We start from the raw sequence: 24,513 nt of genomic DNA, 5'->3' as shown, positions 1-24,513 counted from the left end.
ATCACAGCGACGTGCCGAACAGCATCCCGAGCAGGTACGTTGCGCCGGCGGCGCCGTAACCGATGGCGAGTTGTCGAAGCGCACGCTTGAAAGGCGGACCACCGGAAAGCAATCCGACCACCACACCGGTGCCCAGCAGGGCAATGCCAACCAAAACGGAAGCCACAATGAGTGCCGCCGTGCCTTCCAACCCGAACAGGTACGGCAGCACCGGAATGATTGCGCCGGAAGCGAAGAAGCAGAAACTCGCCAACGCTGCACCGATGCCGGAACCGACCGCCTCATGGGTGTCCTCGACATCCGTAGACCCGAAGTTGTTGTACTTCAATGCCTCTGCGGCACGCACTTCAGCTTCCTCTTGCGTCATACCGCGAGCCCGATACACCAGCGCCAACTCGTTGGCATCGACATCGAGGAGTCCGACGGCGTCTCTTGCTGCCGCTCCCGGCGTGGAGGCCTCGAGTAATTCACGTTGGGAGCGCACCGAAACATATTCGCCGGCCCCCATCGACAATGCACCGGCCAGAAGTCCGGCCATACCGGTGATCAACACGATCTGATTGGAAACGCCGCTGCCGCTGATACCGAGGACCAAAGCCAAGTTGCTGACCAGTCCGTCGTTTGCGCCGAACACTGCGGCACGGAACGTTCCCGAGAGTCTGTTGCGGCCACGTGTGGCCAGGGCCCGTACAACTTCTTCATGAATCTTTTCGTCGGCACCCATCGACGCGGTGGCGTCGGCATCATGCGGGTAAGGCGACCGTGTCTCGGCGCGTTGGGCAAGGGCGAGAACAAAAACCGAGCCGAATCGTCTCGCCAGGAAACCGAGTATGCGCGTACGGATATCGCCACGCATCGACTTGCCCACATGATCGCCGAGGAGGGCTCGCCAATGGGCCTCATGCCGGCCTTCAGCTTCGGCCAAGGCAAGAAGGATCTCGCGCTCCTCGCCGGTCCGGCGTCCGGCAAGATCTCGGTAGACAGCCGCCTCGGCCTGCTCATCCGCTAGATACCGGCGCCACCGCTTGATGTCACGAGGCTGCGGATCGGGCCGTGCATCCGGAATCGGCGACATCGAATCTCCTTCGTGCTCGGCGGCGTAGTTCTTGTACGGGCATAGTTACCGCATTCCCGCACATCCCAGACTTAATTCGGATATACCGGACACACGTATCGGTTGTCCGGAGGAGCGAACCCCATGAGTCCAACACAAACACGTCGGATCGTCCTGTTCGCGGCACCGCTGGCGGCACTGGCCCTCGTCAGTGGTTGCGGATCCGACAGTTCCGATACCGCGGCAAGTTCCTCAGTTCCCACACCCACCGCGGCATTGTCGACCTCCGCTGCGCCGGCACCCGCACCGACTACTCACGCCGGGCACTCCACGACCGGGCAATCACAGCCCACCACGACGATGGTCCCGAATCCGCAGAACTGCACCGTCGGAGAACTGAGCGTGACCCTCGGCCAGGCGGGCGGCGCGGCAGGCTCCACCGAACTCCCTTTGGTCTTCACCAATACAAGCTCACGAACCTGCAACCTCGACGGTTTCCCCGGCGTCTCGTATGTCACGGAAGCCTCCGGGAATCCGGTGGGCGCGCCCGCGACCCGATCCGGCTCCGGTTCGGTTGTCTCACTTGCTCCCGGATCCGCCGGAACCGCGCTGGTTCGTGCCACCAACGTCGAGAACTACCCGGCCGATCAGTGCGGTGTCACCGAAGTTGCGGGGCTGCAGGTCTATCCGCCGGGCAGCTACGATTCCGTCTTTGTTCCCTACCCCACCAAAGCCTGCTCGATGACCGGCGCAAACATCAACCAACTGAGCGTCGCACCGGTCACCGGCTGATCCCTACGGCTTCAGGCGTCGTAATCCCCCGAGTGCGGGAATCATGAAGATGCCTGAAAGAACCAGTACCAGAGCGGCTTCCGTCAGCTGGAATCGACGGAACTGATCAGCGGAGTGGTATCGGGTTTCGTAGTGATCGACGCCTTGTTCTTGCAGACACACCTCCATCTCTTGGTCCTGTTGCGCCTCTAGTTCATCGATGCGGAGTGTGTACTCGGCACCTGTCTCCTCGGGGCGTTGGTCGTACGGATTCCCTTCGCCCGATCCTCCCCACGTGCACTCCTCGTAGCGAAGGTCGACAAAATTGCCTCGGATATCGACGTATCCCTGGTCGATCTCCCAATTCACTCCGGGAAGAGAGCCATCCTCCGTAGCCGTGTAGGTAACTCCCCCGTTGATGATCGGCGATGCGTCGACACTCAACGGCGCGTAGTGAGGCCTGGCGACAAATTGAAACATCACCAGTACACCAATTACACCGACCATCGTCAGCGCCATGGCCCCGATCGAACTGCGCACCAGCAGCGCAAATGCCGCCCCGAGCATCAGCGACATGAATGTGTAAGCACCCAAGGCCAATCCACTCGATTGAAAGAACGGGTACGTCAGATTCGACAAGTCGATGAGATACCCACGGCCGCCGACGAATCCGAAACTTTCGCGTTCACGCGGCCTACGCGTCCACTCCAACACAAAACCGAGCAGCGTGGTAGCAGCGGTCAACGGCACGAAAACAACCAGCACTCTCGTCCAGAACCAACGGACTCGGCTGACTGATTGGGTCAATCCCAAGACATGCGTGCCCTGCTCGATATCTCGCGAGAAGACCGTCACACCGACCAGTGCGCCCAGGAGCACCGGAAGCATTGTTGCAATCACGGTAGTCGCGGTCAATGCCGTTTCCGCCGCGCAGACCGCCGTCGCGCTACCGAAACAACCGAGAAACGACCCGAACGGGCGAGCACCGCTGTCGCCCTCGATGATCAGCCCACTGACCAATGCCGTAATTGCCAGCGCCGCAATAGTTCCCAAGGAGACAATGAGCGACGTCCGATGATGACGCCAGGTTACCCAGATCATGCTGACACCTTCGATTCTGCGCTCAGATGCCCGAGCACTAGGTCGTCCAAAGTTGCGTCGTCGATTGTCCAGCCAGCAGATCCACTCGGCCTACGACCCTCGATGAGGTGCGCATTTCGGCGGAGCCCCTTGTCGGTATGCACCACTGTGCCGGCGCCCACTACATCCGACGGATCGCCATCACCCACCAATACGTAATGGGCAGAAACCAATTCATCCAACGGCCCCGAGAGTCGCGCATTTCCGTCGCCGAGGAGAAGCAGTCGATCCGAGACGTCGGCCAGTTCGGAAATGATGTGCGAGGAAAGCAATACGGTGGTGCCGAATTCGGCGACATCTTCGAGTAACGACGACGCGACCGACCGCCTCGCGACGGGGTCCAAATCTGCCAACGGCTCATCGAGGAGCAGCAGTTTCGGCCTGCGCCCGAGCGCCAAAGCCAATGCCACTCTGGTTCGTTGGCCAGGCGAGAGATTCTTGGCCTTCGCGTCGAGAGGAACGTCTGCCCGCTCTACCAAGCCGAGTGCGTACTTGCCGTCCCAATGATCATTGGTGTGCGCACCGAACCGAAGCAGCTCAGCGACAGTAAATTTGGGGTACAGCGGCTTGTGCTGCGCCAGATACGCCAAGCCTGGACTGATGCCGCCGCGACTCGGCTCTGCGCCGAGCACGGAAATCGAGCCGTGATCCGGCGTCATCAAGCCCACTGCCACATTCATCAGAGTGGACTTGCCGGCTCCGTTCACTCCCACCAGTGCCGTGATACTTCCCGTCGCCACCTCGAAGGTGCAGGCGTCGAGCACCTTCTTGCGCCCGAAGCGCTTGTCCACGTCTGCCATGGTGAGCGCAGATTCTTGCTCGGTCATGGTGCCTCCCCCTCTTCTCCGGACGACTCTGTTTCAGTGAACTCGCGTTCGAGTTCCATATCTACGAGTGCCTCGATGTCTGTTCGCTCGAGGCCGGCAGCCACGGCGTCCGAGACCCAGCGAGACAACTCGGTACGTAGCGCGGTGCTTTCTGCCATCCCCGGCTTGGCCAAGGACTTGGTGACAAATGTGCCCAAGCCCGGCCTCGGCGTGACCAACCCGTCGCGCTCGAGCTCCTTGTACGCCTTGAGCACAGTGTTGGGATTGATCGCGAGCGCACCCACGACGTCTTTTGCAGTAGGCAGTCGGTCACCGACCTGTAGGTCGCCGAGACGGAGTGCCTGCTTCACCTGCACAACCAATTGCACGTAGGTGGGAATGCCGGATCGGCGGTCGATACGGAAGTCGATCATCCGAACCCTTTCACTAGTTCATTAGTGGAATAGATATTTACCCTACCTTTGTTCTTCAGGTCAAGGTCTTTGCCCTTCCGGTCAAGAGCAGGCACCCCTGTAAAGTGCAGATGCCCCGGATTTCCGGGGTGCCACGCTGCTTGTGAAGTCCGGTGCGATCCCGGCACTGTCGACGCAACTGTGATGTCGCCCGGATTTTGACGAGGCGAACGAGTCAGGTCACCCAGCTTCGTGGCGACACGATGGTCCTCGGACGAAGGACGCTCGTGCAGCCCAGCCTCCTGGCCGCGCCGCATGGCGACCTTTGCCCACTATTGGAGGGGTGGCTGTGAGCAGTCGGCCGACACGAACGTTCCGATCGATTTTTGCTGCGTTGGCGGTGAGTACAGCCCTGTTGGCGGGCGCCTGCAGCAGTTCGACGTCCGACGCTCCCATTACGACGGCAGCTTCCGACGGATCGTTCCCGGTGACGGTTGCAGCCGGCTCCACCGACATCACCATCGAGACGCGTCCGCAGTCGATCGTCTCGCTGAGCCCCAGCGCTACCGAAACACTGTGGGCCGTCGGTGCCGGCGATCAGGTCAAGGCCGTCGACAATCAGTCCGACTACCCCGCCGGAGTTCCCGTCACAGATCTGTCGGGCTTCGCGCCCAACGTCGAAGCCATCCTCGGCTATGCGCCCGATCTGGTCATCGCCTCCGACGACATGAATGATCTGGTCTCCGGATTGAAGAAGGCCAAGGTTCCGACGCTCTTGCTCCCCGCAGCAACAAGCATCGACGACGTCTATTCGCAGATCGAACTGGTCGCGGCGGCGACGGGCCACAAGGATGCCGGCACGGATGTCGTCAGCGACATGCGCACCAAGATCGCTACCGCGGTTGCCGGCGTTCCGGCACGGACACAGCCCCTGACCTACTTCCACGAACTCGACTCCTCGCTCTACACCGTGACGAGTACAAGCTTCATCGGGAAGATCTACGGCCTGTTCGGGATGAAGAGCATCGCCGACGCGGCCAATCAGGGTGACTACCCGCAACTTTCGGCAGAGTTCGTGGTTCAGGCCAATCCTGATCTGATCTTCCTGGCCGATTCTCAGTGCTGCGGCGTCACCGCGGAAGCTGTTGCAGCACGGCCGGGTTGGAACGGCATGAAAGCTGTGACCGGACATCAGATTCATGTGCTCGACGAGGACCTTTCCAGCCGTTGGGGACCCCGCGTCGCTGACCAGGTCCAGGCTGTTGCTGCCATCGTGGCGCAGGTTCCGACGGCCTGAGTTCTCTGATGACAAAAGCCGGTCTCGCGAACCACCGGATCGCCGCTCTTGTCGGTGCCGCACTCATTCTGTGTGCGGCACTGCTGATCGGCGTTCTGGTGGGGCCGGCAGGCCTGACCCCTGACCGCGTCATTCTCGAACTGTTCGACGGAATTCCGGGCATCCACATCGATTCCGGCCTCACCGTTCAACAGCAGGCCATTCTGTGGCAGATCCGACTTCCCCGAGTTGTCCTGGGAGCCTTGGTCGGAGCAATGTTGGCAGTGGCCGGGGCCGCTTATCAAGGTGTGTTCCGAAATCCGTTGGCAGATCCCTATCTTCTGGGTGTATCCAGCGGCGCCGGTCTGGGTGCAACGCTGGCCATCGTCTCCGGCGGCGCGCTGGGCATGTTCGGAATTCCCATGGCCGCCTTCGCCGGTGGCGTGCTGGCAGTGTTCGCGACCTACGCGCTCGGACGCAGTATCGGTGGCGCTCAGAACGCCGTGGTCATCATTCTCGCGGGTGTTGCAGTTGCAGCCTTTACCAATGCAGTGCAAACCTTTGTGCAGCAACGCTTCGACGATTCACTGCGCGAGGTCTATACGTGGCTGCTCGGCGGATTGTCGACGGACGGCTGGTCCGAAGTTCAGGTTGTCATCCCGTACGTCGTGCTGGCGTCCGCTGTCATTCTTGTTCACCGACGGGTGCTCGACGTCATGGCTGTCGGCGACGTGGAAGCCGCCAGTTTGGGTGTCGATCCGGCACGGTCGCGACTCATTCTGGTTCTTGCCGCCACCCTCGGAACCGCCGCAGTGGTCAGTGCCAGCGGCCTGATCGGCTTTGTGGGAATTGTTGTTCCCCATGCTGTTCGACTTGTCGCCGGACCCTCGCACCGACTGCTCCTGCCGCTGTCCTTGATGCTAGGCGCCGCGTTTCTCGTCCTCACCGACGTAGCTGCGCGCACTTTGATGTCGCCTGCTGAACTCCCGATCGGTGTCGTGACGGCCATGATCGGTGCACCGTTCTTCCTGCTGGTCCTACGCCGCAGCCGGGCATCGACATGACGACGCCCGCAGTACATTGCCGAGTCCTGCGAGTAGCGCTCGGCGGCAAGAACGTAGTCGACGGCATCGATCTTGATGTCTCCCCGGGCGATTGGGTAGCAGTGGTCGGCCCCAACGGCGCCGGCAAAACAACGTTGATGCATGCCTTGGCGGGGTTGATCGTTTCCACGGGTGAGCTCACCGTGTCCGGACGAAGCCCACGGGATTCGGGGCGCAAAGCCATGTCCCAGGTTGTCGCCTTGATGCCGCAGCGGCCCGTGGTACCGGAAGGCGCAACGGTCACCGAGCTTGTCGCGCTGGGCCGTACACCGTATCTACGACGCTTCGGCACCGAGACGGCCACCGATCGCGCCGTGATCAACAACGTCATCGAGCGCCTGGACCTCACTGCATTTGCCGATCGCCGCGCAACCGAACTGTCCGGCGGAGAACTACAACGTGTGGTTCTGGCCCGCGCACTCGCCCAAGAGCCCAAGGTGTTGCTTCTCGACGAGCCGACCAGCGCCCTCGACATCGGCCACCAACAGCAGGTCCTCGACCTGGTAGAGGCAATGCGGTTGTCCGACAACATCACAGTGATTGCCGCAATGCACGATCTCACTCTCGCCGGGCAGTACGGGCAGCGCATCGTGTTGCTCGATCAAGGCCGAGTCGTCGCCGACGGAACACCGTCCGAGGTTCTGCGCGCTGACCTTTTGGGCAAGGTGTACGGCGCTCGCGTTGAAGTTCTGGATCGACCGAGCGGTCCTGTTGTTGTACCGATCCTCCAAAAGAATGCCCGCTGATGGAACTGGTGATGCTCGGTACCGGTGCTGCCGACGGCTGGCCGAACCCGTTTTGTACGTGCGAGTCCTGCAAATCTGCGATCTCTACAGGGTCTGTCCGAGGCCAGACTGCCGCTCTTGTGGACAACCGAATCCTGCTCGACTGCGGACCCGAAGTACCGCGTGCCGCTACGCGATACGGCAGAACCCTCGCCGGAGTCTCACATATTCTGCTGACCCATTCGCATCCCGATCACCTGGGCCCGATGGCTCTTCTGTTCCGGTCTTGGGCCTCTCGCATCGAACCACTCCAGGTTCTCGGACCGGCCGACGCGCTTGATCTCTGCCGCGATTGGGTGGGCCCGGAAGACCCGGTCACCTTCATTCCACTCGTTGCCGGGCAGTCGATAACGCTGGAGACGTATGTTGTTCGCGCTTTGGCTGCGACACACGAAGTGCCGACGTTGCTGTACGACATCACCGACACCGACGGAACCCGAATCTTCTGGGCAACCGACACCGGTCCACTTCCCGAGTCGACCATTGGCGCAATTGCAGAAGCCGACTTCGACGCCCTCTTCCTCGAAGAAACCTTCGGCCACAAAACCGACCACGACACCGGGCACCACGACCTGCCCAGTTTCGCTCGCACCGTCACGGCATTACGCGCTAACGGTGCCGTCACCGACCGAACCGATATCGTGGCCGTCCACCTGGGGCACCACAACCCACCGCTGCCGGAACTCACTGAGACACTGAGCCATTCCAGCGCGAGAACAGTGCCTGACGGAACCGTACTGCAGCTAGGTTTACCGGCACCTCATCGCACCCTGATCACCGGTGGCGCCCGCGCGGGCAAGTCCACCTACGCAGAAAGTCTGCTTGCCTCATACAAGCACGTCACCTACATCGCCACCGGAGATCCCTACGATGACGATCCCGACTGGACCGACAGGGTGGCGTCGCATCGCGCGCGGCGGCCGACTACCTGGACGACAGTCGAAACCAGCGACGTGATCGAAATACTTTCCGGTGCAACCGAACCTATACTCCTCGATTGCCTGGGCACCTGGTTGACTGCTCGCATGAACCGACATGACGTGTGGGTGAGCGGCGATACCCCTGCGGTCCACGCCGATATCGACCAGCTTCTGAAAGCCTGGGCGACCTGCCCCGTTAGGATTGTTGCCGTCACCAACGAAGTTGGCAGTGGGGTGGTGCCGGAAACCAAGTCCGGCAGAATGTTCCGCGATCTGCTCGGCCTCCTGAACGCCCGGATCGCCGACGCCTCCGAGTCGGTCGTTCTTCTGACGGCAGGCATACCCACCAGACTGCGCTGAAACTCAGATAAGACCGGTGAGTCGACGTGCGCAGTCGAACAGGAACCCCACCAGTTCCCGGTCATCCGGCGTAACGCGCTCGAACGATCCCTGGACACACAATCCGCCGGCCACCACGTCCGCATGATCCCGAATCGGTACCGCCAACGCTGATCTTCCGAGTCGACATTCCTGAATCTCGAATGCAAACCCTTGCAAACGAACCGAGCGCAATTGCTCGACAAGTTCGTCTCGATCGTAAAGAGTGAACTCGGTGAGGCGACGCAGTTCCAGATCGTCGAGAATCCGCTCGTCGTACGCGAGCAATAGTTTGCCCAACGCATTCGAGTGAATGTTCTTCGACAGCGCGGTTATCCCGATGATCTCGTGATCCGGATCCTTGTCGACAAATCTCAAGCGGCCGGCGTTGAACGAGGCGACATGCAACCCGTACCGCGTGTGGGTACGCATCTCTTCAACCTGATCGTGCAACGAAGGTGACGGACCACTGGCCGAGGCGGCATGCGAAAGCTCAGCCGTACGCCGACCCAACGCAAAGCCGGATAGATCCGGTACCCGCACAAGAAATCCTTCTGCCACCAACAGATTCAACATGCGATACGCGGTAGCCGAAGGCACACCGGTGAAGGTCGCGATCTCCTTTGCCGTTGTCCCCGGCCCCAGATGCGCAACCGCTTCGAGCATCCCGAGGGCCTTCTGAACTGCTCGGGGTTGCTGACCACTGAAGTGGGCGTCATCTGTGGTCCGATTGCCGACTCGAGTACCGGCGGTAGCACGACCGATGGTCACTCTCTCTGCTCCGGCAAGCGGTTGCCGAAGGCAGACCGATCCGGAACCAGGTGTGGCCGACCATCGCCGTCGATGAGAAGTGTCCCTGTTCCCGGCAGTAAATCCACAGTCTCGATGCTGTCGAAAGCACCAACCGCCCGAAGGCTTTCCGGGCGAACGCGCAGGAGAATCGCGCTCCAGATCGTTCCGGATGCGGCCACTGCGGCAGCGGCAATCACCAACACCCAAACCCCGTGAACTGCCCCGTCAACAACTATGTAGACCAGCAACCCGGCGCCCGCAGCACTCACCGACAAGGTGCACAGACGCGTCGACCACGTGTGCTCACCGATTCTGCGCAGAAACCTCCAGGACGCGAAAGCCACCAACGTGTATGCACAGACCAGTGCAGTTTCCACCACTCCGTCGAAAGATCCCGAATCATCGCGGACCGCATCGGAAAACACAAGCACGCAAACCGTGCTCACAGACACAAACGTGAGGACGGCAACGTAGGGGGTTCGGAATCGGCGGTGCATCCGCGCGAGCGACGACGGCAGTACCCGCTCGACTCCCATCGAGTACAACAATCGCGAACCTGCTTGCGCGCAACCGAGAGTGCAAGCCAACCATGAACACGTCATGCCGATCTTCACTGCCAGCACAACTCCCGGGCCGGCACCGGATGCCGTCCCCTCGAAGTAGGCACCGACGATCGTCGCTCCGTGCCCGGTCATCGCTGCCCAGGCGGCAAACACGAACAGGACCCCGCAGATGATCGGCGAAATCAGCACCGTGCGAGTGACGGTAATCAACGGACGCTTCGATTCGGGCCCGAAGAATGCTGCGCTCTCGAATCCGGCCATGCTCAGCACGGTCAGCATGGCCAAGAACGGGACAGCGCTCAACGACGGATTCGGAAGCGCCACAGTAGTTGCCGTGCCGGTCCGAGTTGCCAGCATAACTGCGATGATCAAGATCAGCGAACAGGCTTCGACAACCAGAATCGCGCGGGTGGCGAACCGAACTCCCCGTACCGCGATCCATGCGACGGTGCCGGCAATCAGAATCGTGACGATCCCGGTCGGAACTGATCCTTCGAAATTGGGACCGACTATCGAAATCGTATCCAGCAGACTGGGTACTGCTTGCGAAAACACCGACACCGAAATGCCGAGATACCCTAATACCAAGGCAGTTCCGGCTGCCAGCGCAGCTTTGGTACCGGATCCCTGAAAGACAAAACTGTAGAGTGAACCGGCAGCGGCCAACCTGCGCGTGAAGTGCGTAATACAGAGCGCGACAAGAAATACTGCGGAGGTAGTTGCGGCAATGGCAACCAACCCGGCATACCCGGGGCTGTACGTGATCATCCAGAACGCAATGAATACCATCCCCGTAGCGGGTGCGATCGTCGACAAGGACTGGCCGAGAAGGTCAATCGGCGTCAATCGTCGCCGCCCCAGACCGCGCAAGGGCGAGTACACCGGATCACAGTCCTGGTCGGCACTTTGAGCGCGCACGATTGCCGCCCGTAACGCCGCTGTCAGGGCCATATCTCACCGTCCATTCTCCACCGTTGAAGAACGGCAGGGTGTTCAATGTCCAAACCTTCTTGCGGGCATATCTCCGATGTCAGTCAAATTAGTCCGCTTATGTTTCCGGCCGGTTTCCACCGTGGCGCGCAGTGCCGATCCAAGTGGGAATTCGCACGGCCCTTTTGCATCGGCGGACGCCACCGATGCTCGGCGAAACATGATGCCCGAGCCGAATAGGCGTCACTACCTGCAGATTTGCTCATTCTCATCCCGGAAATGCAATCCCACTTGCACCTCCCCCGGACGTATCCCCACCGAAGCATGTTCGCCGTAGAACACGTACAAGATGTGTCCCATACGTCACTGCTACTGCCGAGAAGAACGGAGGAATCATGGACTTCACCGTCGCAACCGCGTCAGCGATCATCGGATTTGTCCTGCTGCTTGCAGGCATCCCAAAACTGACGGACCACGAAAGTGTTGTGCGTTCGATACGTGGCTACAAGATCCTGCCAAGCATGCTCGAAGCTCCGGCGGCACGAGCACTCCCGATTGCCGAGACCGCAGCAGGAATCCTTCTGGTGACGGGGATTGCTCGGCAGTGGGCGGCCGGAGCTGCCGCAATCATGTTCACGTCATTCTTTCTCGGGCTCACTGTCAACCTTCTCCGTGGCCGCCGTGACCTTGACTGTGGTTGCTTCGCTTTCGGAATCGGCGAGATTCCGCGCATCGGATGGTTCCATGCGGTGCGCGCCGGAATCCTTGCCGTTGCATCGGTGGCCACAGTTGTGATCGGCAGTTCAGCGACGGTGCCACTTCAGGCTGCTGGTTCGGCTCTCGCCCTCCTCCTGGTATTGGCGGGCGTCTCAGCCGCGCAGATTCGATCCGTCGTTCATCTCGGAAGACGCCCGGTCGACGACTACCTCTCCGGCGCCTCCATCCGCTTGCGGGCAGCGCACGCCACCTCTCGCTACGGCGCTTGACCTACACCCTCTCCCCACTGACTGCGCAAAGGCAGGACTATTGCGATGACTACTTTTCTGCTCGTAGCAACCGTGATCCTCGTGATCGCCGTGGCCGTTCTGTTCATGATGATGCTTGCCCTCGCACGTGAAATCGGCCGAGTGCAAGTACGACTCGGCCCCCTCGGTGCCCGGATGATGGATACCGGACCCAAGGTCGAGCAGGCAGGTCCGTCGTTTGCGGGTCTGATCGACCAGGAAGGTCGAACCGTCGGAGTCGGCGGCCATCGCGACAAGCCACAGCTCCTGCTGTTCACGGCGCCGAGTTGTTCGACCTGCAAGAGCCTGCTTCCCGGACTGCGGGCGATGGCCCGAGCCGAATCCGACCTCGACGTCGTCATCATTTCCGACGGAACACCCGAAGAGCATCGAGAGTTCCTGGCCGGCAGTGGGATCGGCGACGAGCTCAGCTACATCGATGCTCGAGACGTCGGTATCGCCTACCAGGTGGGCACAACTCCGTACGGCGTAATCCTCGACGAGCACGGCAAGATTCGCGGTAAGGGCCTGTGCAACCACATGGCTCAGGTGGAGAGCTTGCTCAACGCCCTCGAATCCGGCACGCCCTCACTCCAACACCTTCACGCACGGGCGAAGTCGGGCAGCGCGGCCTGACCCCAGAGCCTGCTCGTTCCTCTTCACGAATCAGGAGAAAATCGTTGGACGACAATGTATTCCCACAACACAACATGACCGAGAACCGATATCCGGTGGACGAGGCAACCGTACAAGCGCAAGCCGAATGGATGGCGGGCCAAGGCGGTTCACTGACCAGCCGCGCGGGGCGCAAACTCTCCGAACGAGTCTCGCGACGATCGATGATCAGTCGAATCGGCAAATGGACCATGGGAGTTTCCGGAGTTGCGCTGATCAGTACCTTGCCGGTCACTCGCACCGCTTTCGCTCAGGACGCAGAGCCCGCCGCACCGGCTCCGAACCCCGGACTTCCCGGCCCCGATCCTCTGGTCCCCGTCTACGACGGTAAAGATCCGGCCGAATGCGAATACTGGCGCTGGTGCAACATGGACGGCACTTCCTGCGCTGCCTGCAATGGCGGCGGAGTCACCACTTGCGCTCCCGGCAGCAAGCCCGGTGCGGAATTCTGGGTAGGGTGCTGTACCAATCCGGATACCGGCAAGACATATCTGATCGCGTACTACGACTGCTGTGGTGCACCTTCGTGTTCCAATGCATTCTGCGGTGAGCCGGACATGCAGGCGGTGATGTACAACCCGGTGGCCGGCAGCTACGACCAGGAAATCATCTGGTGCGTATCCGACGAGTCACAGGCGTACACGTGCACGATGGCGCCGATCATCGGCGAGGACTGCCAGACCCGTCCCGCCGCACGCCCCAAGGTCGGTGCCGGATCATGACCACTTCCCGATACCGAAAATTCGCCCGTCCCGCAGTAGCCGTACTCCCACTCACCGTCGTCCTTGCCCTCGCCGGATGCAGTTCGTCCGACAACGACGAATCGTCCAGCGCCGGCGATGTCACCTATCCCACCGTGCCGTTCACCGCGCCCGGCGAAGGCATTTCGATCGGACACGACGATCAGGAGATCGGCGATACCATCCCCGAGCCGCTGCACGTCGGTTCCATCATCCCGATCGCACCTGATCGACTTCTCGGGGTCGAAGGTGGGTTCGGGAAACTCGAACTCAGCGTCAATGTCATCGACCCGAAAACCGGTGTAGCCGAGAGCCGCATCACCGTGGGACCGGGCATCTGGGACCCGGTCATTCACGGATTTGTCGGGGCTACGCCCGAGGATCCCGCCGTTCTCGCCGCCGAGGTGTGGAGGCCTCGAGGTTCGCGTGGCGCAGCCGATTTCACGGTCAGCACCTACTCCGGCAACCTATTGGAGCCTGCCGAAGTCGAACTCCCGGACGTGGCACGCGTGCATTCTCGTCCCGGTTCAAATGCGGTGACGTCCGACGGCAAGTTCTTTGTCACGTGGGATGACGGCCTGTACGGCATCCGCGTCGTGGATCTGGAGAAGAAAGAAGCCAGCGGAGCCCTGCAAATCGTCGGTTGCGGACCCTTTACCTGGATGGTCGGGCACGAACTGTACAGCGTCTGTGAGGACAGCCGTGAGCTGCTCCACGTCACGATCAGCGACGACGGTGTTCCGACGGAGACGGCCCGCTCCAAGGTTCTGCCCGATGATTTTGTCTCCACCCGCAAGGTCACCTGGGCCCCCGACGCACAGAAAGCGTTGTTGGTCAGCGAGAACGGCGATGTGTACGTCTTCGACTTCTCCAACGGACTACCGAAAGAGACCGTCAAACCGATCGGAAACGCGGGTCAGGATTCTGGCCGGTTCTCCGACAATGTCATCAATGCCGACGCCACCCGTCTCGCAATTGCGTACACCGACAGCGCCATTCATCCGGACTCTGCACGCGGTGGCTCGTTGGTCAAGATCGATCTCTCCGACGCCGCTACATTCACTCCGGTGAAAAGTCTCTCGCTCGCGGATCTCGGTCTCACCGATATCAAGAGCATGGTCTTCTCGGTCGACGGTGCCACCTTGTACGTACTCGGTACCGGACCGGAAGTCGACGGGTCCGCACCGCAGAAGATCGTGGGTTACAACGCAACTACCGGTGAACAGGTCAGCTCCGCTGCGGTCTCCGGAAATGTCGGTGATGTCAGCGGATTGATCACGCCGGAAGTAATCCGATGAGTCGTCCCGGATCCGGAGTCGGCAGGTCTATGTCGGTACAGCTGGGGCGGCGCCGATTCCTCAGTCTGGGTGCTCTCGGCGCCGCTGCTCTCGGAGTCGGTGCTGTCGGATCGATCGCCGGATGCAGTTCCAGTGCAGCATCTCCGGCGCAGCCAACCGATCTCGACTACATTCTGCCGACCGATCCCGAGGTTGCTGCCGCAGAGTCGGCGCGGTCCTGGAGCGGAAGTACCGCCGCGTTTGCTTTGACTGCCGGATTCTCAACGGTTGATCTCGGCGGACGCCTGGTGGATACGTGGACGTACGGCGGCGCTGCTGTGGCGCCGGAGCTTCGTTTGACGTCCGGTGACCGTGTCAACGTCGCCGTACACAACACGCTCGATACCGAAACCACGTTGCACTGGCACGGAATTCGTATTCGCAACGACATGGACGGGGCCGCACCCACCACGCAGGCTCCAATCGGAGTCGGTTCGACTTTCGACTACGACTTCGTCGCCCCGGATCCGGGAACGTACTGGTATCACTCACACAGCGGACTGCAGGCCGATCGAGGACTTTTCGGTGCCATGATCGTCGAAGATCCGAATGACGCCAGCGGGGCAGATGTTGATGCTGTTCTGGTACTCGATGATTGGCTCGACGGGCTGGGCACGAGTCCGGATTCTGTTTTGATGGCACTTAATCCGGCAATCGCCGGTGGCCACGGTGGACATGGCGGTGCCGCATCGGCGCCAGCGGAGCATTCCGCAGACGAGATGACGCTCGCGCAGCAATTAGTGAATTTCGGCCACGGCTCGTCGGAGGTTCTCGGCGGGATGACACAGCACATTGCGTATCCGTTGCATCTGATCAACGGGCGACCGCCCAATGATCCTGCCGTCGTCACCGCCGCCCCCGGCTCTGTTCTTCGACTACGAATCATCAACGCAGCAGCCGAGACTCCGTACCGATTCGCGGTGGCGGGTCATGAGATGACGATCATCGCGGCCGACGGCTACGACGTGGAACCGGCCACAGCCGACACGATCATCGTCGGCATGGCCCAGCGTTACGACGTACTCGTAACAGTGAAGTCCGGATCGTGGCCGATCATCGCGAAGGTCGAGGGTCGCGACGGCTATGCGTCGACGGTCCTGCGTAGCAACGACGCATCTGCCCTGGGGAATCCTGATGTAGGTGGATCGATTCCGGAACTGGGCGGCAGGCTGGTGCTCGAAAGTTCGCTGCGCCCCGCACAAGCCGTGCGGCTCGAAACGACGTCACCGGACCGTGACTACCGAATCGAGTTGATCCAAGCCGGTGATCGATACGTCTGGGGCATGGCCGGGGCGGATGCGGGCAAGTTGATCATGAAGCAGGGCGAGCGTGTTCGCATCACGATGAAGAACTCGTCCACCATGTGGCATCCGATGCACACTCACGGCCATACATTCGCCGTTCCGGACTACGGCGGACTTCGCCGCGACACCGTCAACGTCCTGCCCGGCACCGAACTGGCCATCGAGTTCGATGCCGACAACCCAGGCGAGTGGATGTTCCACTGCCACAATGCCTATCACTTCGAAGCCGGCATGACCGCAAACCTGCGCTACGTCCGCTGACAAGAACCAATTTCGGGAGGATCTCTCATGAAAAAACTCGTACCCGCTTTCCTCGCCGCCTGCGCCGCACTGAGCCTCACCGCATGCAGCAGCGAGAGCACTGCGTCCACCGAACCCGCCGTTGTGATCGAGGTGAAGAACATGGCCTACACGCCGGCGTCGGTCACCATCCAGAAGGGCCAGACCGTCGAATGGAAATTCAACGACGGTGGGCTCCCCCATGACGTGGTCGGTAACGGTGCATTGGAAGGAAAGCTGAAGAGCGAGTTGCTCACCGAGGGAACCTTCTCGTACACGTTCGACGACACCGGAACCTTCACCTACCACTGCACGCCCCATCCGATGATGGTCGGCACCGTGATCGTTCAGTAATGAGGAGGTGGATCGCCGTTCTCGGCGTTGTTGCCACAGCTGGGTGCATTCCTGCTTGTGGCACAGAAGATCCCGCCCCCGACGTCGTGGTCGAGATCAGTAATGTTCAGTTCAGCCCGATGGATGTCACGACCTCGCGCGGCGGCACGGTCGAGTGGCGCTTCGACGACGGAGGATTGCTGCATCACGTGGAATCGCCGGGACTGTTCGACAGCGGCATCACCGGCGACGGCACCTACCGGCACACGTTCACCGACCCGGGTGTCTACGAGTACTCGTGCTCCGTGCATCCATACATGACCGGAATCATCACAGTCCTGTGATCGCTTTTCTTGAACTACACACCTTTTGGAGGTTCTGATGACTACCGTTCTCTCACACGGCCCACTCGAGACGGATGTCCCCGACATCCGCCCTACCCTTCAAGGCTCGGTCGGCACCGCCACCCGGGTAACACTGATCGCCGCGGGTGCCGCAACCGGCGCCGGCATCGCAATCCTGTCGGGTCCTTCGAACATCACCGCTTTGACGACGGCAGTCGTCGGAGCAGGATTGGTGACGTCACTGGCAGCCAATTGGTCTACCTGCGGCATGTCGGTCGCCGGAGTGGTCGCTGCACCGAAACAGCCTGACCGCAAGGGTTCTTCGACTCCCATTCGCCGACTCGGCTGGCACGCACTGGGTTCCGTCACGACAGGAGCCGTGACCGGAGCACTGATCGGCGGCCTCGGCGCGGCTGTCTCCGGCTACATTCCGATCGGCTGGGCTTTGGCAGCCTGGGCCGTCCTGGCGCTCGCCTACGGACTGCACGAGTTGGGTGTCCTCAACATGCCGACTCCGATGCGGCGCCAACAGCTTCCACGACATCTGCGTCGAACGATGGCACCGTGGAAAGTTTCACTGATCTTCGGCGCAATCATCGGGCCGGGATTTTTGATTTTCATCCGATCCAGCGCGTACTACCTGCTCGCGCTCGGCGTCATCGCCTCGGGTTCGCCGCTCCTTGGTGCCGCCCTATTTACCGTAGTCTCGCTCGGGCGGTGCATGCCCAGCCTCGCCGCAATCGTGCATACCCGACGTGGTGGCTCGATGCCCGGCTTCCTCTCGATCATGTGCGTCGTCGACCGTCGAGTACAGAGCATCACCGGCGCAGCACTGATTACATTGGGGGCCTTTGCCGCTGCATCCTTGATCTGAATTTTTACCGAATACGTATGGCCGGTGAGCATCTCGCGCACCGGCCATACGTGTGCCACTTCCGGGCCATGCTGTGTCACTGCACGTTCAAGGCCAGCTGCACAGAATCTTCCCGCGGAGTGGTGACCTTGGCATCGCGTCCCCACAACATATCCAGTGCCGCTTTGGGTTTGGCCAAAATCCATTCCCGAGCAGCATTCTTGACCAGAGTCGGCGTCGCGCAGCCGCAATCACTGTTCACGCCGTGCGCATTGATCCCGGCATCGCGGCACAGCGCCACCGCCCGAGGCACGTGATACCCCTGCGTGACAATCAACGCGTCAGCAATGCCATACGTATGTATTGCCCGGAAACAGGTGTCGTACGTATCGAGTCCGTACGGATCCCCGACAATCCGACGCTCATCGATACCCTGCTCCACCAGGTAGTTCGTCATTGCAGCGATCTCGTCGCCCGAAGCGCCGTTTGCATCTCCCGACACCAGTACCGCACGCGCCTTCCCGTCCTCGACCAGCTGAACAGCTGCGTCGAGGCGACCTCTCAGGAAGGCCATCGGCTTCCCATCCTTGATTTGTGCGCCTAGAACGATCACCACCGGAGCTTCCGGTGCATCCGCCACGTCGGAGGTATGCCCAGCCGACGCGATAGAAATCCAGACGATGGTGCCCACGTAGACAACGAGGCCCAGTGCAACGAGACTAACAATCCATCGCTTCACTAGCGGAACAGATTCGCCACAAACGGAATCGTGTCGGCCTGCGACTCGACAAACGCACCGCTGTGATCGGTGTTGTAGGTCTTGAATGTCACGGGCTCACGATTGGCGACCAATGCCGCGACCAGCGAAAGTGCTGACGGTGCAGGTACATCCACGTCGAGCAGCCCTTGACCGATGAAGATCGGACGGTCGTAACCGCTCGTCGGAACACCCATGTAATCGTTGAGCAGCCCGTAGAAATTCGGGATCTGATTCAGTGGCCTCGACAAGAGGTCTCCGAGCACCAACGTCTTCGACGCGTCTTCCAGGTCTCCGGCACACAGCTTTTCGGCCAAGTCCACGTTTTCCCGGCCCAACGGAGTGAGGTACGAGTTCAGGTCAATTTCGGGATGCGCCTCCCGGAAACCGGCCAAAATGTAGAGCGCATACGACGTCAGGCCACCGCCGATTGCAATGGGAGGAAATCCCGGTCCGGCCGGCTGGAAAGCCAGTTCGATGTTGGCGGGCACACCCGTCCCGACGCCGCCCCGGTAGTCGAGCGAATCGCCGCCGTATTCGGTGGCGTAGCGCGCTGTCGTGATGGCTGCTCCACCGCCTTGCGACTGTCCGACTACCGCCCAACGATTCGAGATAGTCGAATCGATGGCACGAGCGGCCTTCACGGAATCAACGACGCTGTGCGCCTCTACTTTTCCGTCCAGGTACGGCATGAGGCCAGGAGTTCCCAACCCCACATAGTCTGTCGCGACAATTGCGTAGCCTTCATTGAGCCAACGACCGAGGTACGGGTAGTCGCGATCGGGCAGGCCGGGGCCGACAAGCGAAGGCGCACACGAGTCGTCGAGGCCTGTGGTTCCGTGTGCCCACGCGATGACAGGCCAGCCGCCTTCCGGAGCGGGGCCGGCGGGAACGTAGTAGGCGCCGCTACTGAGCGCGGGTTGACCGTTCGAGCCGATGGTCCAGTACGTGAATCGCTTCGCGTCGGCGGTCCCGGGAATCCAGAGGTCCTTGGGCAGTGGCTCACTCGAGACCACAGTTCCGGCGCCCTGTGAAGCAATGGGAGCTTGCGCGAATGCAATGGGCGCGGCGACGGCGGAACCAATCGTGGCAGCGCACAACGCCGTGACGGATATACGAACTAGCGACCTCGAGTGGAACTTCACGTGAAGACAACCCCGATTCCTTCGACGCGCTACTTACGCATCACCAGGACTCATCGTAAAACGTGATGCCGGTCTGTGCGGCTGATTGTCACCGCCCCAACGACGACGCCGACCACCACACCGATGAGTGTGTCTGCGACGCGAGCCACCGCAGAGCCTGTTGTAATGGGCCCACTAAGTCCGATGAGCACCAACGCCATGGGTGTCACCGCCAATGAGGTCAACGCATAATTTCTGATTACCAACAGCTCAGCAGCGCACTGCAGAATCACCACTGCGACGACAGCTTGCCAGTAACCAAGTGTCATCGCGATCAATCCGACCGCGATCACTGCCCCGACGACATTCCCGGCCAGACGCTGAATTCCGCGCTGAACTGTCTGCTTGTAGTTGAGCCCCTGCATCGCCGCAACCGCACCCATCGACGCCCACATCGGATGCTCGAGACCTGCGCCTACCGCTAGCCATCCCGCAACTGCCGACGCCAGAACGATACGAGCAGCATTCGTTCGAACCTCACGCGAATACATCCGCGACAGCCCGGCTACGAAGTAGCCGTCCGGCACCGGCATTTCCGATGCAGGTTCGAGGGTGTGTTCGATCATGCTGGAGCGCTTGAGTTTACGAAGTTCCTGCTCATGCAGAGCTATGTCGCGAATCAGCGCCGGGTCACCGTGCTCGCGCCAAGCATTCACCGCAGCATCTGCCGCGTCGAGCACCGCTACCAATTCACGGCCGTGACCCACTGTCGACTTGATCCGGCCGCTCGACGCAATAACCAAGCGCGCATGAGCAATTGATGCCTGCGTGGGCGCAACACCAGGCTCGCCGGTCTGCTCCAACCGCCCCACTGCGGCTACCGCACGGGCAACCGCCAGTCGCGCCGGGCCCATCGGCAATACGAGCGCGGGAAGCATCGCGGCCACCCACCCCACCAGCACGCCCAGAGCGCCCGCGAGGATCAACCGGATCAGATCCGAGGCGGTGGCGGTGGCGGTGGCGGTGGCGGTGAATCCCGCTGCCCCCGTCGCAGCAAATACAAGAATCACTGGCCCCGGCCCCGTGATCCGGAAGCCCGACATTAAGCAATACGCGACACCTGCCAGCAGTGACAACGCGCCAATTTGCATCCACACCGGAACCCCGACAAGTCCCATCGCACCGCCAAAAGCAACGGACGCGACCAGCGCTGCTCCGACCATCGCGAGCTTGCCGGCCAATCTCGGATACGGCTCATACCTGCCGAACGCTGCACACACCGCACCGAGTGCGGCAAAACCCGCCAATGCCTGATATCCGAGCAGTCCACCCACAATCAGGACGACGGCCGCGGCAAGCCCTACCCGAATAGCCGGCGCGATAGTCGCATCAGCCGGCCCGATCCGAAATGCTGCCCGCCAGGTCGATCCGGATACCGAGTGAGCCAACGCATCACTCGAATGTTCGAAGCGACTGGTGGCAGTTTCGGGAGACGGCATTGACTCAGCATACAGTTATTTCACTAGTAAATTACTTGTAAAATAGTGTGAACCTGCTCGCTAAGATGAATCCATGGACCAGGCGAACAGTTCCGAAGACGACTTCATCGACAAAGTCCGTCGCGAATGGAAGCGCGCTTACCCCGAAATCGACACCTCTCCCGTCGAGGTGATGGGCCGGATCGCTCGCATCAGTTCACAGTCGCTCCACCAGTTGGACCGGGCACTGGCTGCCAGCGGAGTCTCCCGCGCAGAGTTCGACGTCATGAGCGCACTCGCACGCAGCGATCGCCCATTGCGTGCCAGCGAGGTCACCGCCGTCACCATGTTCAGTGGCGCGGCCACCACCAAACATGCCGATCGACTGGCCAAGTTGGGACTCGTGGAGCGTCAGCGTTTCGAGCGCGACGGGCGTGTAGTACTGCTGACGCTGACGGAAGCAGGCCGGGCTTTGGTCGAAGCGGAATTCCCTCGCCGAGTCGAGCGCGACCGCCACATGCTGTCCGGACTCGACGCCGACGAACAAGCACAACTCACGGCACTGCTGAAACGGATCTCCGTCAACATCGACGCCGGACTCTGAGACTGACATCGGACTTTGAGACTGACACCACGTCAACGTCCCGGCGGAAATCCACCCGTCGCAATCGGACCCCATGAATCGACGGTGACGCGGATCAGGCTCTTGCCCTGCTTGCGCATCGCCTCGCGGTACTCGTCCCAGTCGGGGTGATCACCGGCGATCGAACGGTAGTAGTCGACCAAAGGTTCCACCGATTCCGGTAGGTCGATCATCTCGGCCGTCCCGTTCACCTGCACGTACGGCCCATTCCATTCATCAGAGTGGATACACAGCGAAACAGCGGGCGTACGACGCACATTCACCGCTTTGGCCCGCTCCGGGTAGGTGGAGATGACGATGCGGCCTTCGCCGTCGACGCCACACGTAACCGGCGATATCTGAAGTTCACCCGACTTCTTGATCGTCACCAACGTGGCGCGGTGTCGCGGCCGAATGAACGCGAGAAGTTCAGAAAGCGAAACCCGATCTGCACTGGCAATTTTCGACATAGCTCCAGACTAGGTCTGAATTCGACACCGATACAGGTGTGCGCTCAGGGCATCTCGATTGTCTGCGCTCGGGCGATCTCACTGATCGCCGTGGCGATGTACGTTGCCTGCGGTTTCTTGGTGCCGGCAGACAAACTGCCCATCACCAGTACTGCTGAACGCAGATACGCGCCGTGGCCGATCCGGAAAGAATCATCTTCCAGATCGGAGATGCCGAGCGCCCCGGTATAGACCGCAGCCAAGGCTTGCACGTCCAAATCGGGCAGCCACGTGATGGTGGCTTTCGCGCACGCAGTCAAAGCATCCTGCACGTCTTCGCTCGAGAGCCCGTCTGGATGCGTGTCTTCGAGTAGTTCACGCACGATGGCCGCATGTACTGAACTGACCTGCTCAAATGACAGATTCTTCAATTCGTCGACGGCCTCCGTGAGCGCACCACCGCTGGCTGCGCGCACTGCGGCCAACGCATCAGCTGTCGCGTCGGCGATATTGCGGGCAACCTTCGGCCACTCTGTCGGCCAGCTCTGCTCGGGGTTCACGTTCGGATCTCCTTCTTTCGTGCTCGCGCGAAGCCTTCTACCTACCGGATATCTGCCACTGCCTCAGGCTAGACGCCCGATACCCCGGCACTGAGTGCAACGGAGACCGGCACGACGGTCAGACACACCACTGCCGCGACAAAAAGCCCGATTACGAGTCGACGATCCCACTTTCCGCGGGCACCACTCGCAGCGAGCATGAAAATCACAAAACCAACACAGACAGACACGATCGTCACAATCACGGGAGTACCAACCATGTGTTGATTGTCCCCCACCCCATTGTGGGTATACCCCTCGGAGGTGAATACCCTGCCGACCAAGGAGCGGAAATGCCGAAATACCTCTGGCAAGTGACCTACTCGACGATCGGTGCCGCGGGTCTCCAGAAAGAGGGCGGTAGTGCACGCCGCGACGCGGTCACCCGAATGGTCGAAAGTATCGGCGGCACAGTCGAATCCTGCCATTTTGCGCTCGGCAGTCACGACATGTTCGTGATAGGCACTCTCCCCGACAACATTGCCGCAGCGGCGTTGAGCATACGAACAGCCGCCGAAGGCGCCGCTCGATCCGAATCCATCACCTTGCTCACACCGGAGGAAATCGATGAAGCAGTCAATCGCCCTACCGAGTACCGCAAGCCCGGTGCTGAATAGATCCAGGTCATACACAGGTTGCACCCATCATGGCTGACACGAAGCAGACACCTGACCTGGGCACGTACGGAATCTGGCGGGGAGCAGCCGGATTGAAACCCGACCTGGGAGCGGCAATCGAGAAACTCGGGTACGGCACCATCTGGATCGGCGGCTCACCGCACGCAGATCTTCGAGTGGCAGAAAAGCTGCTCGACGCGACCGAACACATCACCGTGGCGACGGGAATCGTCAACATCTGGTCGTCACCGGCGCCAGAGGTGGCCGAGTCGTATCACCGACTCGAAGCCAAGCATCCGGGCCGGTTTCTCCTCGGCGTCGGCGTCGGACATCCGGAGGCAACTGGCGACTACACAAAGCCGTACGCCGCGCTGGTTCAGTACCTCGACGAGTTGGACGCGGCGCAAGTTCCCGAGTCCCGTCGCGTTCTTGCCGCACTGGGGCCCAAGGTACTGAAGCTCTCGGCTGATCGTGCGGCCGGCGCGCACCCGTATCTGACGACGCCCGAGCACACCGCCGAAGCTCGCGAGATTCTCGGACCGTCGAAAATCCTTGCGCCGGAACATAAAATTGTTCTCGAGACCGATCCGGAGAAGGCACGGGCAATCGGCCGTCCGGCTGTAGCCAACCCCTACCTCCATCTCCGCAACTACACGAAGAATCTCGAGCGTCTCGGTTTTGCACCTGAGGAAGTCGCCAACGACGGCAACGACCGGGTTATCGACGCCTTGGTGGCGCATGGAACTGCGCGGTCAATCGCTGATCGACTCCGCGAACATATTGCCGCGGGTGCCGATCATGTTGCGATCCAAGCTCTTCCCGCCGATGGGGACCCAGCGGCAACGTACGAAGCTTTGGCAGCCGAACTTTTTCGCTGATCTCACTTCTACACTGATCTCACTTCTACACTGATCCCATAGCAGGCACACACGTCTAGGCTTCGCATCGGATCGCAGAGAATTTCTGCGACGGACTCGGATCGTATCTGCCGATGTGGCACGTTCGGTCACTCACCGATTGCTGTTCCCGGTCAGCTTTTCTGGCCGGCGGTTCACCGTCACCGGACA

At 60.9% G+C, this 24,513-nt stretch carries 28 protein-coding genes; 16 read left to right on the top strand and 12 right to left on the bottom strand.

The window, feature by feature from the left end; genetic code table 11:
• Nucleotide 1: 1 nt before the first annotated feature.
• On the bottom strand, nucleotides 2-1,075 hold the full coding sequence (locus QM600_RS02090; protein ID WP_283259818.1) for a VIT1/CCC1 transporter family protein: 1,074 nt from the start codon (nucleotides 1,073-1,075) through the stop codon (nucleotides 2-4).
• A 123-nt stretch (nucleotides 1,076-1,198) separates the two neighbouring features.
• On the opposite strand from QM600_RS02090, the gene QM600_RS02085 reads away from it, so the two are divergent.
• Nucleotides 1,199-1,846: a DUF4232 domain-containing protein gene (locus QM600_RS02085; RefSeq protein ID WP_283259817.1), complete on the top strand. Its 648-nt coding sequence runs from the start codon at nucleotides 1,199-1,201 to the stop codon at nucleotides 1,844-1,846.
• Nucleotides 1,847-1,849: 3 nt separating this feature from the next.
• Here the strand turns inward: QM600_RS02085 and QM600_RS02080 are convergent, their stop codons facing one another.
• The 3 genes from QM600_RS02080 to QM600_RS02070 are packed head-to-tail and all read right to left on the bottom strand — an operon-like array spanning nucleotide 1,850 to nucleotide 4,205.
• On the bottom strand, nucleotides 1,850-2,926 hold the full coding sequence (locus QM600_RS02080; RefSeq protein WP_283259816.1) for an ABC-2 membrane transporter-related protein: 1,077 nt from the start codon (nucleotides 2,924-2,926) through the stop codon (nucleotides 1,850-1,852).
• Nucleotides 2,923-3,792, bottom strand: a complete 870-nt coding sequence (locus tag QM600_RS02075; RefSeq protein WP_283259815.1) for an ABC transporter ATP-binding protein — start codon at nucleotides 3,790-3,792, stop codon at nucleotides 2,923-2,925. The genes QM600_RS02080 and QM600_RS02075 overlap by 4 nt, the downstream gene beginning before the upstream one ends.
• Nucleotides 3,789-4,205 (bottom strand): GntR family transcriptional regulator, encoded by a 417-nt coding sequence (locus QM600_RS02070; protein ID WP_283259814.1) that lies wholly within the window; start codon nucleotides 4,203-4,205, stop codon nucleotides 3,789-3,791. The genes QM600_RS02075 and QM600_RS02070 overlap by 4 nt, the downstream gene beginning before the upstream one ends.
• A 328-nt stretch (nucleotides 4,206-4,533) precedes the next feature.
• Here QM600_RS02070 and QM600_RS02065 point away from each other — a divergent pair, with 328 nt between their 5' ends.
• Genes QM600_RS02065 through cobU form a run of 4 tightly spaced genes read left to right on the top strand, consistent with a single transcriptional unit; the run spans nucleotide 4,534 to nucleotide 8,628 of the window.
• Nucleotides 4,534-5,481, top strand: a complete 948-nt coding sequence (locus tag QM600_RS02065) for an ABC transporter substrate-binding protein (protein ID WP_283259813.1) — start codon at nucleotides 4,534-4,536, stop codon at nucleotides 5,479-5,481.
• Between the two features lie 8 nt (nucleotides 5,482-5,489).
• The gene (locus tag QM600_RS02060; RefSeq protein ID WP_283259812.1) at nucleotides 5,490-6,524 is read left to right on the top strand and encodes a FecCD family ABC transporter permease; all 1,035 of its coding nucleotides are present in this window, start codon (nucleotides 5,490-5,492) and stop codon (nucleotides 6,522-6,524) included.
• Complete coding sequence (locus tag QM600_RS02055) at nucleotides 6,521-7,309, top strand: ABC transporter ATP-binding protein (RefSeq protein ID WP_283259811.1); 789 nt, start codon at nucleotides 6,521-6,523, stop codon at nucleotides 7,307-7,309. Before QM600_RS02060 ends, QM600_RS02055 begins: the two co-directional genes overlap by 4 nt.
• Nucleotides 7,309-8,628, top strand: coding sequence for a bifunctional adenosylcobinamide kinase/adenosylcobinamide-phosphate guanylyltransferase (gene cobU, locus QM600_RS02050; protein WP_283259810.1), 1,320 nt, complete (start codon nucleotides 7,309-7,311; stop codon nucleotides 8,626-8,628). The genes QM600_RS02055 and cobU overlap by 1 nt, the downstream gene beginning before the upstream one ends.
• A 3-nt stretch (nucleotides 8,629-8,631) precedes the next feature.
• Here the strand turns inward: cobU and QM600_RS02045 are convergent, their stop codons facing one another.
• Together QM600_RS02045 and QM600_RS02040 are read right to left on the bottom strand one after the other, a co-directional pair.
• The gene (locus tag QM600_RS02045) at nucleotides 8,632-9,417 is read right to left on the bottom strand and encodes an IclR family transcriptional regulator (protein WP_283259809.1); all 786 of its coding nucleotides are present in this window, start codon (nucleotides 9,415-9,417) and stop codon (nucleotides 8,632-8,634) included.
• Nucleotides 9,414-10,952 (bottom strand): APC family permease, encoded by a 1,539-nt coding sequence (locus QM600_RS02040; protein WP_283259808.1) that lies wholly within the window; start codon nucleotides 10,950-10,952, stop codon nucleotides 9,414-9,416. Before QM600_RS02040 ends, QM600_RS02045 begins: the two co-directional genes overlap by 4 nt.
• A 374-nt stretch (nucleotides 10,953-11,326) precedes the next feature.
• Between QM600_RS02040 and QM600_RS02035 the strand changes: the two genes are divergently transcribed.
• The 8 genes from QM600_RS02035 to QM600_RS02000 all read left to right on the top strand — a co-directional run bounded on the left by QM600_RS02035 (nucleotide 11,327) and on the right by QM600_RS02000 (nucleotide 17,821).
• Nucleotides 11,327-11,917: a MauE/DoxX family redox-associated membrane protein gene (locus QM600_RS02035; protein WP_283259807.1), complete on the top strand. Its 591-nt coding sequence runs from the start codon at nucleotides 11,327-11,329 to the stop codon at nucleotides 11,915-11,917.
• A gap of 45 nt (nucleotides 11,918-11,962) precedes the next feature.
• Entirely contained in the window at nucleotides 11,963-12,571 is a 609-nt protein-coding gene (locus QM600_RS02030) for a redoxin domain-containing protein (RefSeq protein ID WP_094270308.1), read from the top strand.
• A 74-nt stretch (nucleotides 12,572-12,645) separates the two neighbouring features.
• On the top strand, nucleotides 12,646-13,332 hold the full coding sequence (locus QM600_RS02025) for a methylamine dehydrogenase light chain (RefSeq protein ID WP_283259909.1): 687 nt from the start codon (nucleotides 12,646-12,648) through the stop codon (nucleotides 13,330-13,332).
• Nucleotides 13,329-14,648, top strand: coding sequence for a hypothetical protein (locus tag QM600_RS02020; RefSeq protein ID WP_283259806.1), 1,320 nt, complete (start codon nucleotides 13,329-13,331; stop codon nucleotides 14,646-14,648). The genes QM600_RS02025 and QM600_RS02020 overlap by 4 nt, the downstream gene beginning before the upstream one ends.
• Complete coding sequence (locus QM600_RS02015) at nucleotides 14,645-16,252, top strand: multicopper oxidase family protein (protein ID WP_283259805.1); 1,608 nt, start codon at nucleotides 14,645-14,647, stop codon at nucleotides 16,250-16,252. Before QM600_RS02020 ends, QM600_RS02015 begins: the two co-directional genes overlap by 4 nt.
• 27 nt (nucleotides 16,253-16,279) lie before the next feature.
• Entirely contained in the window at nucleotides 16,280-16,624 is a 345-nt protein-coding gene (locus QM600_RS02010; RefSeq protein ID WP_283259804.1) for a cupredoxin domain-containing protein, read from the top strand.
• On the top strand, nucleotides 16,624-16,947 hold the full coding sequence (locus QM600_RS02005; protein ID WP_283259803.1) for a cupredoxin domain-containing protein: 324 nt from the start codon (nucleotides 16,624-16,626) through the stop codon (nucleotides 16,945-16,947). The genes QM600_RS02010 and QM600_RS02005 overlap by 1 nt, the downstream gene beginning before the upstream one ends.
• 37 nt (nucleotides 16,948-16,984) lie before the next feature.
• Nucleotides 16,985-17,821 (top strand): methylamine utilization protein, encoded by an 837-nt coding sequence (locus QM600_RS02000; RefSeq protein ID WP_283259802.1) that lies wholly within the window; start codon nucleotides 16,985-16,987, stop codon nucleotides 17,819-17,821.
• Between the two features lie 76 nt (nucleotides 17,822-17,897).
• Here the strand turns inward: QM600_RS02000 and QM600_RS01995 are convergent, their stop codons facing one another.
• The 3 genes from QM600_RS01995 to QM600_RS01985 all read right to left on the bottom strand — a co-directional run bounded on the left by QM600_RS01995 (nucleotide 17,898) and on the right by QM600_RS01985 (nucleotide 21,180).
• Complete coding sequence (locus tag QM600_RS01995; protein WP_283259801.1) at nucleotides 17,898-18,539, bottom strand: SanA/YdcF family protein; 642 nt, start codon at nucleotides 18,537-18,539, stop codon at nucleotides 17,898-17,900.
• Nucleotides 18,539-19,657: an alpha/beta hydrolase family protein gene (locus tag QM600_RS01990; RefSeq protein ID WP_283259800.1), complete on the bottom strand. Its 1,119-nt coding sequence runs from the start codon at nucleotides 19,655-19,657 to the stop codon at nucleotides 18,539-18,541. Before QM600_RS01990 ends, QM600_RS01995 begins: the two co-directional genes overlap by 1 nt.
• Nucleotides 19,658-19,752: 95 nt before the next feature.
• Nucleotides 19,753-21,180, bottom strand: a complete 1,428-nt coding sequence (locus QM600_RS01985; RefSeq protein ID WP_283259799.1) for an FUSC family protein — start codon at nucleotides 21,178-21,180, stop codon at nucleotides 19,753-19,755.
• Between the two features lie 73 nt (nucleotides 21,181-21,253).
• Between QM600_RS01985 and QM600_RS01980 the strand changes: the two genes are divergently transcribed.
• Nucleotides 21,254-21,763, top strand: a complete 510-nt coding sequence (locus QM600_RS01980; protein WP_283259798.1) for a MarR family winged helix-turn-helix transcriptional regulator — start codon at nucleotides 21,254-21,256, stop codon at nucleotides 21,761-21,763.
• Nucleotides 21,764-21,795: 32 nt separating this feature from the next.
• Here QM600_RS01980 and QM600_RS01975 read toward each other — a convergent pair whose 3' ends face one another.
• The 3 genes from QM600_RS01975 to QM600_RS01965 form a co-directional block, all read right to left on the bottom strand.
• On the bottom strand, nucleotides 21,796-22,251 hold the full coding sequence (locus QM600_RS01975) for a PPOX class F420-dependent oxidoreductase (RefSeq protein ID WP_094270319.1): 456 nt from the start codon (nucleotides 22,249-22,251) through the stop codon (nucleotides 21,796-21,798).
• Between the two features lie 44 nt (nucleotides 22,252-22,295).
• The gene (locus QM600_RS01970) at nucleotides 22,296-22,790 is read right to left on the bottom strand and encodes a hypothetical protein (protein WP_283259797.1); all 495 of its coding nucleotides are present in this window, start codon (nucleotides 22,788-22,790) and stop codon (nucleotides 22,296-22,298) included.
• 68 nt (nucleotides 22,791-22,858) lie between these two features.
• Nucleotides 22,859-23,050, bottom strand: a complete 192-nt coding sequence (locus QM600_RS01965) for a hypothetical protein (RefSeq protein ID WP_033233559.1) — start codon at nucleotides 23,048-23,050, stop codon at nucleotides 22,859-22,861.
• Between the two features lie 72 nt (nucleotides 23,051-23,122).
• Here QM600_RS01965 and QM600_RS01960 point away from each other — a divergent pair, with 72 nt between their 5' ends.
• The gene (locus QM600_RS01960) at nucleotides 23,123-23,446 is read left to right on the top strand and encodes a GYD domain-containing protein (protein ID WP_283259796.1); all 324 of its coding nucleotides are present in this window, start codon (nucleotides 23,123-23,125) and stop codon (nucleotides 23,444-23,446) included.
• Nucleotides 23,447-23,475: 29 nt separating this feature from the next.
• Nucleotides 23,476-24,324 (top strand): LLM class F420-dependent oxidoreductase, encoded by an 849-nt coding sequence (locus tag QM600_RS01955; RefSeq protein WP_283259795.1) that lies wholly within the window; start codon nucleotides 23,476-23,478, stop codon nucleotides 24,322-24,324.
• Nucleotides 24,325-24,513 lie beyond the last annotated feature (189 nt).

Origin of the sequence: Rhodococcus sp. IEGM 1379 (assembly GCF_030056815.1) — a bacterium.
Lineage (GTDB): Bacteria > Actinomycetota > Actinomycetes > Mycobacteriales > Mycobacteriaceae > Rhodococcus_F.
This window is presented reverse-complemented; position numbering and strand designations above follow the sequence as displayed.